Here is a 15708-nt window from a genome sequence, read left to right as displayed (position 1 = left end):
TGCTGCTGTCGGCACCTGGGTCACACCCGGATGGGGATGTCGAGCTCGCTGAGCAGTGCGCGGACGTGTTGTTCGATCTCGTCGCGGACGGGGCGGACGGCGTCGACGGGTTTGCCGGCGGGGTCGTCGAGCTCCCAGTCGAGGTAGCGTTTGCCGGGCACGACGGGGCACGCGTCGCCGCAGCCCATGGTCACGACGACGTCGGCGGCGCCGACGATCTCGTCGGTCCAGGGTCGGGGGAACTCGCCTGCGATGTCGATGCCGACCTCGCGCATGGCCTCGACTGCGGCGGGGTTGACGTGGCTGGCGGGGTCCGACCCCCCGGAGAGGACGTCGACGCGGTCGCCGGCGAGGTGGCGCATCCACCCGGCGGCCATCTGCGAGCGGCCGGCGTTGTGGACACACAGGAACAGCACGCTGGGCGCGTCGCTTGGCACCTTGCCTTCGTTCTTGGCGACGGCGTGGAGCCGGTCGCGGGTGAAGCGTTCGGCCATCACGGGGACGTACGCGCGGATGCGGGCGTGGGCGAGCCGTTCGAACGAGTCGGTCATGAACCGTTGGATGGTCTCGACGCCGAAGATGCCGTCGAAGTCGCGTTGCAGGCGCACGCTCGAGGACTTGATGAGCTGGGTCTCCTCGGCGGAGGCGGGGCCGGGGCCGGACATCTGGCTGCTCATGGTCGGTTGCTCCTGGTGTCGGGTCGGCTGGTCAGGCGGTGGTGGCGGCGAGGCGGTCGATTCGGCCGGCGATCAGGTCGAAGGCGTGTTCGAAGGTGGCGCGGTCGCCGCCGACGGGGTCGGGGATCGACCAGTGCCGGTGCGGCGCGTCGACGTCGAGGCCGGTCTCGTGGGCGCGGTCGCAGACCGACACGACCAGGTCTGGATGCACGGTGATGTCGGCGATGTGCGTGGGCTGGGCGTCGGACAGGTCCAGGCCGTGGTCGGCGGCGACCGCGACGGCGGTGGGGTGCACCCGGTCGGCGGGTTGCGTGCCGGCGCTGACGGCGGCGTGTCCGCTGCGGTGTCGCCACAGCGCCGCGGCCAGCTGGGATCGCGCGGCGTTGTGGGTGCACACGAACAACACGCAGTCGAGTGTCAGTGGGGCGACCGGGCCGACGTGGGGGAGCGCGGCGGTGGTGACGGTGACGTAGCGGCGGCGGCCGTCGCCGTGCGAGGCGTGCCGGGAGATCAGCCCCGCGTCCTGCAGGGTGTTGAGGTGGAACGCGACCAGGTTGGACCGCAGCCCGGTGGCGTCCTGCAGCTCAGCGGGCGTGCGATCGCCCGACCACAGCAGATCGATGATCGCCAGACGATGCTCATCACCAAGCGCGCGATGCACCGCCGCGCGCCGCTCGACGGACCAGGCATCAGACATCCGGGGGCCCTCGTCCGATGCGATCCGGTGAGCGGCAACCTCGCGCGCCAGATCAGCCGACATTGACTCAATCATTGCTGAGTATAGTACCGCTGTCAAGCCTGAGCGGAGGGCTGCGTCGAGGTCTGACCCGCCGAGACATCAGGTCGTGCGCGGGACGCGACGGTGCTGTCGGCGCCCCGTGTCCCCGTCTGCTCGCTACCTGTCGTACGCGACGAGATCGGCTTCACGCAGGCGGGCCGCCAGCGTGCGCAGCAGCGCGTGGGGGAGTCCCGGCACCCGATCGAGCACCGTGTCGAAGGCCCGCTTGCTCACGGTGACCAGTGTCATCGGTTCCTTGGCGGTGACCGTCGCCGTTCTGGGCTTGCCGTCCAGCAGCGCGATCTCGCCGATGGCCTCGCCCGGACCAAGGTCCGCGATGTGTCGACCGTCCCGCGTGACCTCCGCCGTGCCGTCCACGACGATCAGCAGTTCGTTACCGAAGCCCTCCTGATCGACCAGGACCCGGCCGGCGTCGACCTCGACCTCGTCGACGAAGGCCTCGATCCCGTGGAGCTGCTTGTCGGTGAGGTCCGCAAAGAGAGGCACCCGCCGCAGCGCGTCGATCTTCGTGTTCCTTCTCGTCGGCACCCGCCTCACCTCACGCTCGCAGTGCGCCCGCCGGGATGGTGGCGCTCAGTATGCCACCGCACGGCGCACCACCACGTGTCGGAACGCCCAGGACGACACAGACCGGGTAACTCGGGCGCACGCGACACCCTACCCCGTGGACCGGATCGAGGCGAGCGCCCGCTCGGATCGAGCACGCGCCGCCGCGGCATCCTCGGACCGGCCCTGCCGATCGCGCAGCCGGGCCGTCTCGTGCCACAGCAGCCACCGGTAGCGCGGTGGGAGATCCGCCTCGATCCGCTCGACGCGACCGACGAGCTCGGCCTGGTCGGGCCCGCCCGCCGCCGCGGCGGAGATGAAGGCCAGGTCGCCGAGCGCTCGCGCGAAGAAGCTATCGGCACCGACCTCGCGCAGTGCCTGTCCGAGCTGGTCCAGCCGCTCGGCATCGTCGGTTCCCACCCGAGCGGCCAGCTCGACGCCGAGCGCGTAGGACCGCTCGGTACGGACGTCGCCGGCGGCGGATTGCGCGTCGGCGAACCAGTGCGCCGCCGTCCGCTCGTCGCCGTCGTGCAGAACCATCCAGCCCTCCCAGGCGTACAGCTGCGCCCGCAGGAACATCCCGCCCGTCGCGTCCGATGCCTCCCAGCAGTTGTCGAGGTGCGCTCGGGCCTCGGCCCACCGCTCCTCGTCGGTCAACGGATGCAGTTCGTGGGCCTTGATCATGAGCAGCGTGCGCGGTCCACGGAACCTGCGCTCGAGCTCCTCGGACCGTCGGTACAGCTCCCAGGCCCCCGCCGTGTCGCCCAGCAGCCAGCGGGCGTGGCCGCGACCGGCGAACGCGTGCGCGGCGTTGCGGGGGTCGCCGAGCTCGAATGCACCGCGCCCGGCGCCGTCCAGCGCCTCGTCGGCCTCGGGGAGTCGACCCATCCACATGAGGATCCATCCGCGCATGTTCTCGTTGTGATGCAGCATCGGCAGCCACCCCAGCGAACGCACCAGCCGGCTGCAGGCGACGGCGTGCTCGAGCGCCGTGGGTAGGGGGCCGGTGAACGCCAGCGCCTCGGCCAGCCCGTGGAGCGCCAACGCCTCCGCCTCCCGGTCACCGGCTGCGCGCGCGGTGGCGAGTGCCTCGCGTTGCGCCCGGGCCGCTCGCGCATACTGGCCTCGCCCGAGGCCGAGCGTCCCCGTCGTGTACTGGACCTGGCTCAACAGGTCGGCGCGGCCCAGTGCCTCCGCGGCGGCCAACGCCTCGGCGAGCAGCGGCTCAGCCCGGTCGTAGGCGTCCTGGAGCCACATCACGTGGGACGCTGCCACCAGCGCCTCGGCGCGCCTGCCGTCGCGGCGGGCCTCCTCCGCGGCTCGCAGCGCCCGCCTGTAGTGCTCCTCGGCGAGGGCATACTCGCCGAGCTGCTCGTGGGCGGCTCCGGTGCGCAGCGCGATGCGGCAGGCCAGGTCGGCATCGGAGGGACCTTCGACGCGCGTGTTCGCGGCCTGCGCCCTGGTGAGCCACGTGATGGCTTCGTGCGCGGCGAACAGCGCGAGCTTGCGCTCGCCGACGATCAGGGCGTATCGGGCGGTCGCCTCGTGCTCCCGAGCGAGCTCGAAGTGGTGTGCGAGGATCTCGGCGATCTCCTCCTCACGACCCGACGCGCGCGCCTCGATCCAGCGTCCGACATCGCGATGCAGCCGGCGTCGCAGGCGGCGAGGAACCCGCTCGTACGCGACGTCGCGCAGCAGCGCATGTCCGAACAACACCTGATGCTCTCCGCGGATGTCGGACTCCGGCTGCTCGATGCACATGCCGCGGGTCACCAGGCGGTCGACATCGTCATCGACCGGTCGGCCGAGGAGGTGGGCGACGGCGCCGGGCCACCAGGACCGGCCCACGACGGCCGCGTGGAGGACGACGGCGCGCTCGGTGGGAGGCAGCAGGTCGAGCCGGGCGCCGATCGCGGCCTGCACGCTGTCGGGCAGGCGGTCCGGCAGGTGGACACGCAGGTCTGCCAGGGGATCGGCCGACGCGTCGAGCACGCCCTCCTCACGCAGCATCTCGACGAGCTGCTCGGCGAAGAAGGGGTTGCCGCCCGCGCGGTCGCCCAGCGCACTGACGACCGATGCGGGCGCCGCCTCGCCGAGCAGTCGTCGTAGCAGCACATGCGTGTCGGCGTGGTCGAGCGGCTCGAGGTGTATGACGTCGCCGCTCAGGGTTGCCTGGTCGTCGGCGACGGGTGGGCGCGCGGTCGTCACCACCAGCAGGGGGAACCGGGCGGTCGTGAGCACGACGTCGAGTACGGCCAAGAGGTCGTTGTCACCCCAGTGCAGGTCCTCGATCCGCACGACGAGCGGACCGCCGCCGGCGAGCATCTCCAGGTAGGAGCGCCATGCACGGCCGACCAGCCGGGCGACGATGTCGCGGGAGGCCGCGTGGGCGGGTGTGACATCGCGGCGACCGGCCGTGGCGGGGAGTCCGACCGACGCCAGCAGGACCGGCACGAGGTCCGCGTCGTCGGATGCCGGCCAGCGCGCGGTCAGCATCTGCTGTGCGCGCTCGGCGATCTCCGCGGCGGGCTCACCGAGGCGTGCGCCGAGGTCGGAGCGAAGGATCTCGGCGAGTGGCCACAACGCGAGGCCCCGACCGTACGGCAGGCACCGGCCAGTGACGACCCGGGCGTCGGGAACGGCCGCCGGCACCTCGGCCGTGACGAACTCGTGCACCAGCCGGCTCTTGCCCACACCGGCTTCGCCGACCACCGTCACCGCGTGGGCCGTGCCCTCGGAGGCCGTGGCGCGGGCCAGGGTCGACAGCGTCCGCATCTCGGCGACCCGACCGACGAGCGGCATCCGGTAGCGCGTGTCGCGGACCTGCTCATCGGCAGCGATCCACACCGCGAGGGGGGCGGGGAACCCCTTGAGATGGTGGGGACCAGGCGTCGGGCGGTAGGCGATGGCGTGGCGCGTGTCCCGCCAGGTGCGCCGGTCGACGGCAACCTCCCCAGCAGGTGCGACCGTCTGCAGGCGCGACGCCAGGTTGAAGGCGTCGCCGGTCGCGCGGGCCAGTCCGGGGTCGCCGGCGATCGTCACCACGTCACCGGTCGCCACGCCGACCCGCATGACGAGCGGATCCGGCAGGGCGCTCGTGGTGTTCAGCCGCCCCAACCGCTCCTGCATCGCCAGCGCGGCCCGCACGGCTCGGACGGCGTCGTCACCACGTGCCACTGGCGCGCCGAACACGGCGACCACGCCGTCGCCTGCGTACCGTTGCAACGTACCCCCGTGGGCGGCCACCTCCTCGGCCAACGCGTCGAGCAGCGGCTGCACCGTGTGATGCAGCTCCTCGGCGTCCAGCGTGGTGGCGAGCCGAGTCGAGCCTTCGAGATCGGCGACCACTACGCTGACGACGCGGCGCTCCTCGGACATGCCGTCGGGGCCGGCCCCGGTCACCTCCGAGGCGCGATCCGCCGAGGCGTCGACCGGGGCGCCACATGCGCCGCAGAACTGGAACGAGGCCGGCAGGTCCGCCCCGCACTGTCGGCAGGTCGTGGTCAGCGACCGACCGCAGTGGCCGCAGAAGCGGAACGCCGCCGGCACGACCGACCCGCAGTGGGGGCAGGCGACCGTCTGGTCGTCCGTCGCATCATGTCGTGCCATCGTCGGCCACCCGTGCGGCTGCCGCGTCCGGCGGTACCGGGCGTCGTGCACCGAGTATCGGCAGGACCACCGCCGCGCACAATGGAACCACACGCACCTGCGATGGAGTGGCCATGTTCTCGTCGGAAGAGCTCGCCTACCTTGCCGAGCAACGCCTTGCCCGGTTCGCGACCGTCGACTCGAGCGGGCAGCCGAGCGTGGACGCCGTCGGGTTCGCGTTCGACGGTGATCGCTTCGTGGTCGGTGGCAGGGACCTGCCGGCGACCCGCAAGCACCGCAACGTCGTGGCGGGCAACACGAAGGTGTCGCTCATCGTCGACGACCTGCGCTCGGTGGATCCCTGGCGCCCCCGCGGCATCCGGGTCTTCGGGACCGCCCGCGCCGTGACCCGGGACCTCATGTTCGGACACGGCGACTACCTGGAGATCGTGCCGGCGATCACATGGAGCTGGGGCATCGTCACCGACCACGACGACTTCCGTGGCGGCGGCTTCACGCCACGGCGGACGGAGTGGGACTCCGGTCACGGGCCCCGCTGAGCACGACACGCCGCGTCGGCCCGTTCGGTTCGCGGGCCCCGGGCCGTCGGTACTACAGTGTTCGTTGGCCTGGGCGCTCGTACGGTGGGGCGGCATGGACAGTCTGACCTCGACCGAACGTGAGACGGCCAAGGCGATCTACCGCCTGACGCCGGAGGGCGGCGCGGCCCGCACGGGTGATCTGGCGGCTGCGTTGTCGGTCGCGCCGGCGTCGGCGACCGCGCGCGTCCAGCGGCTGGCCGAGCGTGGTCTGGCGGTGTACGCGCCCTACCGCGGGGTCGAGTTGACCGACGAGGGTCGTGCGGTCGCGACGGCGGCGATCCGGCGCCATCGCATCGTCGAACGGTTCCTGTCGGACATGCTCGGCTACCCGTGGGAGGACGCCGACCGCCTGGCCGTCACGTTCGAGCACGACGTCCCCGACGAGGTGATCGCCCGCATCTTCGTGGCGCTGGACCGGCCGGCGACATGTCCCCACGGATTCCCGATCCCCGCCGCGGACTCGACGGACGTGCCGTCGCTCCCCACGCTGGACCAGGTCGAGGCGGGTGTGACCGCCGAGGTCGCGCTGCCAGGCGCGACCGATCGGGAGGTGAGTGACTTCCTGGAGACGCTGGGCATCAGGCCGGGCGTGCAGATCGTGGTGCGCGAGCACCACCCGTTCGGTGGTCCGGTCGTGATCAGGGTCGGGGACGAGGACCGCACGATCGGCAGCAACCTGGCACGCCAGATCTTCGTCCGGCTCGACTGAGGCGTGGTCGACTCCTGCTGAAGCACGAGCGAAATCGTTCATTCGTTGCAGGCAACACTGGCTTTCGTATAAGCTAAACCCCCTGACCTGGCGGGGCGGCGCAGGCGGGGGGTCTGCGCCGCGGTCCGAGGAGCGTGCAGTGCCTGTGCTACTGGCCGCAGAGGGCGGCTACCAGTCGTTCGAGCTCGGCAGCGGCGAGATGGCGTGGCTGTGGTTCGCGGTGGCCACGGCCGTCGCGGCGATCGCAGTCGGCGTCGTGTTGATGCGCGCCGTGGTTGCGGCCGACACGGGCACGCCACGCATGCGCGACATCGCGGGGGCGATCGAGGAGGGCGCGCTGACCTACCTGCGCCGCCAGTTCCGCACGATCGCAGTGATCCTGATCCCGCTGGTCGTGGTCGTGTTCGCGACGTCGACGGCGGTGCTGCGACCGGACGGCACGGAGGCGCTCACGGCGGCGCAGTCCGGGACGTGGCGCACGATCGCGTTCCTCGCGGGCTGCGTCATGTCGGGGCTGACGGGCTTCATCGGCATGCGCCTGGCGGTCCGCGGCAACGTGCGCACGGCCGCCGCGGCGCGCTCGGGATCGCTGCCGGCGGCGCTGCGCGTGGCCTTCCGCACCGGTGGTGTCGCCGGGATGTTCACGGTCGGCCTGGGCCTGCTGGGTGCAACGGTCATCATCCTGGCGTTCCAGAACACCGCGTCAACGATCCTGATCGGCTTCGGCTTCGGTGGATCGCTCCTGGCGCTGTTCCTTCGGGTCGGCGGTGGCATCTTCACCAAGGCGGCGGACGTGGGCGCCGACCTCGTCGGCAAGGTCGAGGCGGGGATCCCGGAGGACGACCCCCGCAACCCGGCGACCATCGCGGACAACGTCGGCGACAACGTCGGCGACTGTGCGGGCATGGCGGCGGACCTCTTCGAGAGCTACGAGGTCACGCTCGTCGCATCGATCATCTTGGGCGTCGCCGCGTTCAACTCGATCGGTGCGAACCCTGCGCTGGGCCTGATCTTCCCGGTCGTCGTCCGCGCCATCGGCGTGTTGGCATCCATCGTCGGCGTCTACGCTGTGCGCGCGACCGACACGGACCGCAGTCCGCTGACGCCGATCAACCGCGGTTTCGCGACCGCCGGGGTGCTGACGGTGCTCGGCACGTTCGCCGTCGCGCAGTTCTACGTGGGCAACCTGGACGTGTTCTGGGCGGTCGTCGCCGGCCTGGTGCTGGCCCAGGTCGTGAGCCGGCTGACCGAGTACTACACGTCGACCGAGACGGCGCCGGTCCGCGAGATCGCGACGGCGGCCCGGACCGGTCCCGCGACCACAGTGCTGTCGGGGGTCAGCTCCGGCATGGAGTCCAGTGTGTGGGCCATCGTGGCGATCGCCGGCGCGCTCGCCGTTGCGCTCGCGCTCGGGGACGGCAACCTGCAGTACGCGCTGTACCTGGTCGCACTGTGCGGCATGGGCATGCTGGCGACGACGGGCGTCGTGGTGTCGGAGGACACGTTCGGGCCCGTCGCCGACAACGCGGCCGGCATCGCGGAGATGTCCGGCGAGTTCGATGGTGAGGCCGAACGGATCATGGTCGCCCTCGACGCGGCGGGCAACACGACGAAAGCGGTCACGAAGGGCTTCGCGATCGGGTCGGCGGTCATCGCGGCGGTGGCGTTGTTCGCGTCGTACGTCGAGACGATCGGCGCGGAGATGCGTCTCGACGCGGTCGGGTCGGCGCTGTTCGCCGATCCCGTCACCCAGATCAACGTCGCCGACCCCAAGACGTTCATCGGCCTGCTCGCCGGTGGCGCCGTCGTGTTCCTGTTCAGCGCCCTGGCGATCCGTGCGGTCGGCCGGAGCGCGGGGATCGTGGTCGCCGAGGTCCGGCACCAGTTCGCGACGAAGCGGATCATGGAGGGCATCGACCGTCCCGACTACGGAGCGGTCATCGACATCTGCACGCGTGCGTCGCTGCGGGAGCTCGCCACGCCCGCGCTGCTCGCGGTGCTCACCCCGGTGATCATCGGCTTCGGGGTGGGGTACGCCGCCCTCGGCGCGTTCCTCGCGGCCGTCATCCTGGTCGGGCAGCTGATGGCGAACTTCCTGTCCAACGCCGGCGGCGCGTGGGACAACGCCAAAAAGTACATCGAGGACGGCAACGAGGGTGGCAAGGGGTCCGACGCCGATCAAGCGGCCGTGATCGGCGACACCGTCGGTGACCCGTTCAAGGACACCGCAGGTCCGGCGCTCAACCCGCTGATCAAGGTCATGAACCTCGTGTCGCTGCTGATCCTCCCAGCGGTGCTGGCGCTGCGCGACGCGCCGGTCCGCTACGCGGTCGCGGTCGGCGCTGCCATCGTGCTCGCCGGGGCGATCGCGTTCTCGAAGCGCGTCGCGCAGCCGATGGTCGCCGGCGCCCCGCGCGAAGCCGTCGACGCCTCGCGGTGACGGACCTGGCGGTCGTCGTCGACCAGGCCGTCCGGGCGGTCGCCGAGGGCGGGGTGGCGATGCTCGGCGTCATGATGCTCGCGGAGGGCCTGTTCCCGCCGATCCCGTCCGAGGCTGTGCTGCCGATGGCGGGGGTCGCGGTCGAGCAGGGACGGATGTCGCTGCTGCTCGGGCTCGTCGCGGCGACGGCCGGGTCCACCGCCGGCGCCTGGGTGCTGTACGCCGGCGGCCGCCTGGGTGGGCGAACTGCCGTCTACCGCTACCACGAAGCCCTGCGGCTTCGGACGTCGGACCTCGACCGCGCAGACGCGTGGTTCGACCGGTACGGTCCGGCGCTCGTGTTCTGGGCACGCATGGTCCCGCTCGCGCGCAGCGCCGTGTCGGTCCCCGCCGGGATGGCCGAGATGCCCGCCCTGCGGTTCACAGCGCTGACCGTCGCCGGGTCGCTGCTGTGGAACGCCGTGCTCATCGGCGCCGGCATCGCGCTGGGCCGCAACTGGCACGTGGTCGAGCGCATCGTCGGCCGGTACACCGCCGTGATCGCGGCGACCGTCGCCGTGCTCGCCATTGCGCTGGTTGCGCGCCGACTGCTGCGCCGGAGCGAACCCTGAACGCACGGCGCATGACGGGGCGTGCGATGGCCGTGCTGTCGACGATCTGACCATGTCGAAGCCCGAATCACCCCATAGGGATGACGACGACCCACCCACACCTCCGCATGATGAGCCGAGTGCCGGCCGATGCAGCGATCACGAGGAGGCACGAGGATGGCCGTCGACACCTTCATGGCCTACGTCGGGGTGTATCCCAGCGTCGAGGGCGCTGAAGCCGACTAAGAGGTTGTCAAGGATCTGCACAACCGGGCAGGAATGATGGACGCCTACGACGCCGCTGTGCTCGAGCGTCGTGCGGACGGCAGGGTCAGGATCACCAGGAAGCATGAGACGCCGACCCGCGTCGGAGGGGTGCTGGGCGGCGGGGTCGGACTGGCCACCGGCCTGGTCGTCGCCCTGTTCCCGTTCGCAGCGATCGGGGGCGGGCTACTGGCCGCCACCACTGCGGGCGGGCGGTGCTGGGCGCGGTGGCCGGCCACGCGGCGGCGGGGATGAGCCGCGCTGACCTCAAGGACCTGGGCGAGCACCTGGACGCCGGCCAGGCCGGTCTGGTGGTGGTCGGAGTGGCGGACATTGGGGCCTTGATCGAAGAGGCGATGCGCTGGGCCGAGAAGGTCCGGGCCAGAGAGCTGATGGCGGACAGCGCCGACATCGAGCGCGACGCCCGGAATGCCGGGGAGGAGGCTGCAAGCGGCGACTGACGCGTCGGCGGGCGCGCGAGCAGCTCCTCCAGGCGGAAGGGCTTGGCCATGTGGTCGTCGGCGCCGTGGTCGAGGCACGCGACCACGGCGCGGCTCCTGGGCCGTCCGGTGAGCACCAGCACGTGCAGCTCGATGGCGTCCGTCCTGAGCTGCTGCGCCACGCATCCTGCCTCGTCTCAACCTTCTGAATCCATGTCCATGCCGGGCATGTCGCCGAGCGGGACGACCTCGGCGCTGACGGTCTGTTCGCCGGCGTTGTCGAACGTCAGGGTGAGGTCGAGGGTGTCGCCCTCGGCCAGGTCCTGGGTCACGCCGATCAGCATCACATGCAGCCCACCGGGCTCGAGCACCGCATCACCGCCTGCGGGGATGTCGATGCCGTCGACCTCCTGCATCGACATCGAGCCATCCTGCGTCGAGGTTTCGTGCAGCCCGACGGTCTCGGCGACGTCGGTGCTCACTCTGACGAGCGTGTCGTCGGCGTCACCGTCGTTGGTCAGCGTCATGTAGGCCGCCCCGTTGGCGCCGGCCGGGACCGGCACGTGGGCGTCGGTGACGGAGATCTCACCACCGCTCGCCGCGCCGCTGCAGGCGGCCAGGAGCAGGACGATCGTGCCGATCAGCCTTGTGGCGGTCGTTCGCTGCAGCTTCACGTGCGGTCACTTTCGTCGTGGTCGATCGGCAGGCGCAGGTCGTCCAGAGGAGATCGCGACGCCAGCGCGCCGTCCACCTGGGTCGGGAGTGCCCGTCAGGCCGGCCAGGTCTGTGATGGAGGGCCGTCGGCCACGAGCCTAGAGTCCGGGGCGCGTCCGTCGAGCGTGACGATCAGGTCGGCGCGGCGCGGACACGCGGACGAATGTCTCCTGCGTCAGATCCTCAGCCGCGCCAGGATCGACCAGGTGCGCGCACAACCGCCAGACTCTGCCTGGCTACGGCGGATCCACGCGGCGAGGCAGATCTCGTTGCCGGCTCTGGCGCCCTCAAGGAGGCGCGACCCTCGTCCACTGATCGAGAGGCTAGCGTGCGCGCGCGATGTCCCAGCGGGAACCCCAGGGTCTTCGTCGCTGGGCCGATCTCGGTCCTCGTCGCGTGGGACACATCACGTGGGTATCGTGCGTGGGGTCCGCCGTCGAGACCAGGAGGACACGTGGACGTCGCCATCGCCGGAGCGCACGGGCAGATCGCCCTGCACCTGAGCCGCATGCTGTCCGCGCGTGGTGACGCCGTGCGGGGAATCATCCGGTTGGCCAGTCAGCAGGACGACCTCGAGGAGGTCGGCGCACGCCCCGTCGTGCTCGACCTCGAACGCGCCTCGGTGGTCGAGGTCGCCGACGCGATCGACGGTGCCGACGCGGTGGTGTTCGCCGCGGGCGCGGGACCGGGCAGCGGTGCTGCGCGCAAGGAGACGGTCGACCACGAGGCCGCCGTCAAGCTGCGCGATGCCGCCGAGGCGGCCGACGTCGGCCGCTACGTCATGATCAGCGCGATGGGCACCGACGACCCACCCGACGGCGACGGGGTCTTCGAGGTCTACCTGCGGGCCAAGGCACGCGCCGACCGCGAGCTGATGGCCAGCGATCTCGCCTGGACGATCATCCGTCCGGGACGCCTGACCAACGACCCGGGCACCGCGACCGTCACACTCGGGCGCCACGTCGGGCCCGGTTCGGTCCCGCGTGAGGACGTCGCCGCGGTCATCGTTGCCGTCTTCGACAACCCCGCGACCGAGGGCCAGATCTTCGAGGTCGTCAGCGGCGATACACCGATCGCCGATTCGCTGGCGGCGGCCACCGGGTAGGAGGTCCACCAGCATGTGCCGGAGCATCCAGCAGCTGAGGGGCGCCGAGCCCGCAGCGACCGAGTCCGAGATCCGCGACGCCGCGCTGCAGTACGTGCGAAAGATCAGCGGCTACCGCGTGCCGTCGCAGACCAACGCCGAGGCGTTCCAGGCGGCCGTCGACCGGATAGCCGAGGCGACCGGTCAGCTGCTCGACGAGCTCGTCGTGGCACCCGGCTCCAAGCCGGCGCTGCCGGTCCAGCGACGCCTGCGCGCAGCACGGTCGTGAGGACCCGCCGCAGTCAGCTGAACGGCGTCCTCGGACGCTCCTGCAGCTCGCCGTCGATGTAGATGTCGGTGCGCTCGTTGTAGAAGCACACGTGCCCGGCGATCGCCGTGCTCTCCAGCGTCGGATGCCTGTACCACCACACGGCGTTGTCGTGCGTTGTCCCGTTGACCGTGACGGCGTAGTACTCCGCCGTGCCCTTGTAGGGGCACCTCGTGGTGTGCTCGGTCGGTGTCAGCAGGTCCATCCGCACGTCGGTCTTGGGCAGGTAGTAGCGGGTGGGCAGGCCCGTCTCGAACAGCATGCGCGGCTGGTGGCTGTCGGCGATGGTCACGCCGTCGAGCTCGACGCGGATGCGCCGAGAGCTCGACAGGACGTCGATCCGCTTGTAGGGGTCACGCGGATGGACGTAGACCTGCTCGTCCTCCTCGAACCACGCGTCCATCGCCTCCCAGTCGATCCGCACCAGGTTGGCGAGGTCCGCCAGCGCGGGGTCGCGGTAGACCAGCGCCGCGCGTCGGGCACGGTTGCCGTCGACCAGGACATCGTGGATCTGGGCGTCGCCGCGGCTCGGTGAGTGGTCGCGGTCGCCGGTGTCGACCAGCACGCCGTCGCGGACGTCAGCCGTTGGGATGTAGTAGGTGGGGTAGTAGGGACGCTCCCAGACGAGCTTGACGTTGGTGGTGTCGGCCACGTAGCTGCCGCCGAAGAGCACGCGTACGCGCTTGGGGCCGTCCTCGACGCGCACCCATCCGCGGGTGGTTGTTGGCATGGTTTCCTCCCAGGTGTGCCTGTCTGTGTCAACGGTGCTGCGGTGACGGACATTCCAGTGGTCCGGGCTGTCGGCGTGTGCCTGCTCTCGGCCTCGTCAGGCCGGACCCGCCGCCGCCCTTCACGACGACGGGGTCCACGGCCGGTCGAGCCGCTGACCGTCGACGGTCAGGTCGACCCGCTCGTTGAAGAAGCAGTACAGGTCGCGGATGTGGGGCTTCTCGGGGATCGTCTCGACGAAGCCCCCAGCTGGGCGCGATCGTGCCCTTCGCGCGGACCGACCAGTACGACGCGACGCCCTTGTGCGTCGGGCGCGATCGTGCCGTTCGCGCGGACCGACGAGTACGACGCGACGCCCTTGTTCGGGCAGATCGACGTGTGTCCGCTCGGGACCAGTTGTTGGGCGCCAGGCTTGGTGGCGCTGGCGGGGCGGGTTGGACACGGTCGGTGTCTTCACGGTCGGTGACTGGGCTGGCGGGTGTGGTCGGTGGGGGTCAGGATCAGCCGGTTCAAGGTGTGCCCGGACGCGCGCGTAGGGAGCGGGTTGGGGCCGTGAGGATCGGAGCGCTCGATGCTGATCGTGTTCGACGTGCAAACAACGCTGCGGGAGTTCCTGGCCGTGCGCGGCCGGGTGGACACGCCCCGCCCGGAACGCTGCCCCGGGTGCGGGCACGAGCGGGTGACGTTCGCGGGCTGGTGGCGGCGGCTGACCCGCCACGGTCCGGTGGACATCCATCGGTGGTCTGCGGGCGTTGCAGGGCGACGCACTCGCTGTGGCCCGACCTGCTGGTAGCGCGGCGCATGGACCCCGCGGAGCTGATCGGCGCGGCCTTGCAGACCGCGGCCGACGGGACCGGTCACCGGCCGATCGCCGCCGCGTTGGGGCTGCCGGCGGCCACGGTGCGCGGCTGGCTGCGGGCGTTTCGTCGCGTCGCCGGACCGCTGGCGGGTCGTCTGTTGGCGGTGGCGGCGGCCGCGGACCCCACGGCGTACGCCGCCCGTGGCGCTACCCCGCTGGCGGTGGCCGTCGACGCGGTCGGCGTGGCCGGTGGCGCGTTCGCGCGGCTGTCGGGTGAGCCGGTCTCGCCGTGGCGGTTCGCGGTGGCGGTCAGCGGCGGGCGGTTGCTGGGCTGACCAACACGCACCGCCCCTTCCGGCCCGCCGCCGCGGTGGTTGGCTGTCGTCGACCGCGACATGAGGCCGCTGACGGGCCCGGAGGCAGGCGATGCGCACTACACCCAGCCCAGTCCGCCGCGAGACGTCTCGGCCGCTCACCTATGCCGCTGGACCGGCTGCTCCGGTGCACGTGGACGCCCGCTGGCCGCTGGGCACCGCTGGTGTGTCCACGCGCGATCGTTGGCGTACCGCTCCTGCGTCGTCCTGTCCAGCACGCGTGCGTGTCGCACGCGCGCGTCGTTCTCGGCACGACGCGACTAACTCAGCGTAGTTTTTTCGGTTGAGGTAGCGACACCGAACGCGTCATCGTCAACGACAAATACGGCTCTTGTGAACGATCCGTGGGTGGGTTGACCGTGCCTGCATAACGCAACGCCGCCTCTGGCCTACGTTTCCGGCTGGTCTCCGCCGACGCGGCCGGCTGGATCGGCGACGTGGTCGCCGACCGCTGCCCCAACGCCGTGCGCTGTATGGACCCGTTTCATGTGGTGGCGTGGGCGACCGACGCGCTCGACGAGGTCCGCCGGCAGACGTGGAACACCGCGCGCCGCGCCGGACAGAAAGCGGTCGCCAAGGAACTCAAGGGCGCACGCTACGCGCTGGGGCGCAACCCCGAGGACCTGTCGGACCGCCAACAGGCCAAGCTGGCCGACATCGCCAAGACCAACCGGCGGCTGTACCGGGCGTACCTGCTCAACGAACAGCTGCGGCAGGTGTTCCACCAAGACAGCGCGCACGCGGCTATCAGCCTGCTCGAACGTTGGCTGGCGTGGGCGTCGCGGTCGCAGATCCCCGCGTTCGTCAAGCTCGCGCGCACCGTGCGCGAGCACAAGGTCGCGATCTACGCCGCGGTGTCTCACGGGCTGTCCAACGCCAGGGTCGAGAGCCTCAACACTCGCCTACGGCTGATCATGCGAAGAGCCTTCGGGTTCCACTCACCCGAGGCGCTCATCGCCCTGGCCATGCTCAACTTCGGCGGCCTATGCCCACCACTACCCGGACGCCCGTCATGACCACGCCGG

At 71.2% G+C, this 15708-nt stretch carries 15 protein-coding genes and 1 pseudogene; 10 read left to right on the top strand and 6 right to left on the bottom strand.

Translation table 11 applies throughout. The features are described from left to right. Window positions 1-20: 20 nt before the first annotated feature. The 4 genes from VK923_19940 to VK923_19925 form a co-directional block, all read right to left on the bottom strand. Window positions 21-677: an arsenate reductase ArsC gene (locus tag VK923_19940; protein ID HSJ46949.1), complete on the bottom strand. Its 657-nt coding sequence runs from the start codon at window positions 675-677 to the stop codon at window positions 21-23. Between the two features lie 31 nt (window positions 678-708). Next, on the bottom strand, window positions 709-1374 hold the full coding sequence (locus VK923_19935) for a helix-turn-helix domain-containing protein (protein ID HSJ46948.1): 666 nt from the start codon (window positions 1372-1374) through the stop codon (window positions 709-711). 198 nt (window positions 1375-1572) lie between these two features. Continuing rightward, window positions 1573-2004 carry a cyclic nucleotide-binding domain-containing protein gene (locus tag VK923_19930; GenBank protein HSJ46947.1) on the bottom strand — a complete coding sequence of 144 codons (432 nt, stop codon included), beginning with the start codon at window positions 2002-2004 and terminating at the stop codon, window positions 1573-1575. A 129-nt stretch (window positions 2005-2133) separates the two neighbouring features. Next, entirely contained in the window at window positions 2134-5631 is a 3498-nt protein-coding gene (locus VK923_19925) for an AAA family ATPase (GenBank protein HSJ46946.1), read from the bottom strand. A 113-nt stretch (window positions 5632-5744) separates the two neighbouring features. Here VK923_19925 and VK923_19920 point away from each other — a divergent pair, with 113 nt between their 5' ends. From VK923_19920 to VK923_19895, 6 genes are all read left to right on the top strand, one after another. Then, the gene (locus tag VK923_19920; protein HSJ46945.1) at window positions 5745-6170 is read left to right on the top strand and encodes a PPOX class F420-dependent oxidoreductase; all 426 of its coding nucleotides are present in this window, start codon (window positions 5745-5747) and stop codon (window positions 6168-6170) included. 94 nt (window positions 6171-6264) lie between these two features. Then, window positions 6265-6921 (top strand): metal-dependent transcriptional regulator, encoded by a 657-nt coding sequence (locus VK923_19915; protein HSJ46944.1) that lies wholly within the window; start codon window positions 6265-6267, stop codon window positions 6919-6921. A 139-nt stretch (window positions 6922-7060) separates the two neighbouring features. After that, the gene (locus tag VK923_19910) at window positions 7061-9361 is read left to right on the top strand and encodes a sodium-translocating pyrophosphatase (GenBank protein HSJ46943.1); all 2301 of its coding nucleotides are present in this window, start codon (window positions 7061-7063) and stop codon (window positions 9359-9361) included. Further along, window positions 9358-9972 carry a DedA family protein gene (locus tag VK923_19905; GenBank protein ID HSJ46942.1) on the top strand — a complete coding sequence of 205 codons (615 nt, stop codon included), beginning with the start codon at window positions 9358-9360 and terminating at the stop codon, window positions 9970-9972. The genes VK923_19910 and VK923_19905 overlap by 4 nt, the downstream gene beginning before the upstream one ends. Window positions 9973-10233: 261 nt before the next feature. Next, window positions 10234-10470, top strand: a complete 237-nt coding sequence (locus tag VK923_19900; protein HSJ46941.1) for a hypothetical protein — start codon at window positions 10234-10236, stop codon at window positions 10468-10470. Further along, window positions 10467-10676, top strand: coding sequence for a hypothetical protein (locus VK923_19895; GenBank protein ID HSJ46940.1), 210 nt, complete (start codon window positions 10467-10469; stop codon window positions 10674-10676). The genes VK923_19900 and VK923_19895 overlap by 4 nt, the downstream gene beginning before the upstream one ends. A 176-nt stretch (window positions 10677-10852) precedes the next feature. Here VK923_19895 and VK923_19890 read toward each other — a convergent pair whose 3' ends face one another. Beyond that, on the bottom strand, window positions 10853-11329 hold the full coding sequence (locus VK923_19890) for a copper chaperone PCu(A)C (GenBank protein HSJ46939.1): 477 nt from the start codon (window positions 11327-11329) through the stop codon (window positions 10853-10855). A gap of 494 nt (window positions 11330-11823) precedes the next feature. Between VK923_19890 and VK923_19885 the strand changes: the two genes are divergently transcribed. Together VK923_19885 and VK923_19880 are read left to right on the top strand one after the other, a co-directional pair. Beyond that, on the top strand, window positions 11824-12474 hold the full coding sequence (locus VK923_19885) for an SDR family oxidoreductase (protein ID HSJ46938.1): 651 nt from the start codon (window positions 11824-11826) through the stop codon (window positions 12472-12474). 13 nt (window positions 12475-12487) lie between these two features. Continuing rightward, window positions 12488-12742: a DUF2277 domain-containing protein gene (locus tag VK923_19880; protein ID HSJ46937.1), complete on the top strand. Its 255-nt coding sequence runs from the start codon at window positions 12488-12490 to the stop codon at window positions 12740-12742. Between the two features lie 13 nt (window positions 12743-12755). Here the strand turns inward: VK923_19880 and VK923_19875 are convergent, their stop codons facing one another. Continuing rightward, complete coding sequence (locus tag VK923_19875; protein HSJ46936.1) at window positions 12756-13511, bottom strand: DUF427 domain-containing protein; 756 nt, start codon at window positions 13509-13511, stop codon at window positions 12756-12758. A gap of 800 nt (window positions 13512-14311) precedes the next feature. Between VK923_19875 and VK923_19870 the strand changes: the two genes are divergently transcribed. Together VK923_19870 and VK923_19865 are read left to right on the top strand one after the other, a co-directional pair. Further along, entirely contained in the window at window positions 14312-14644 is a 333-nt protein-coding gene (locus VK923_19870; protein HSJ46935.1) for a hypothetical protein, read from the top strand. A gap of 443 nt (window positions 14645-15087) precedes the next feature. Beyond that, window positions 15088-15699, top strand: a pseudogene (locus VK923_19865) (transposase). Window positions 15700-15708: the final 9 nt, after the last annotated feature.

The organism is Euzebyales bacterium (genome assembly GCA_035461305.1).
GTDB lineage: Bacteria > Actinomycetota > Nitriliruptoria > Euzebyales > JAHELV01 > JAHELV01.
Note: the sequence above shows the minus strand (reverse complement) of the source record. Positions and strands in the feature narration are given on the sequence as shown.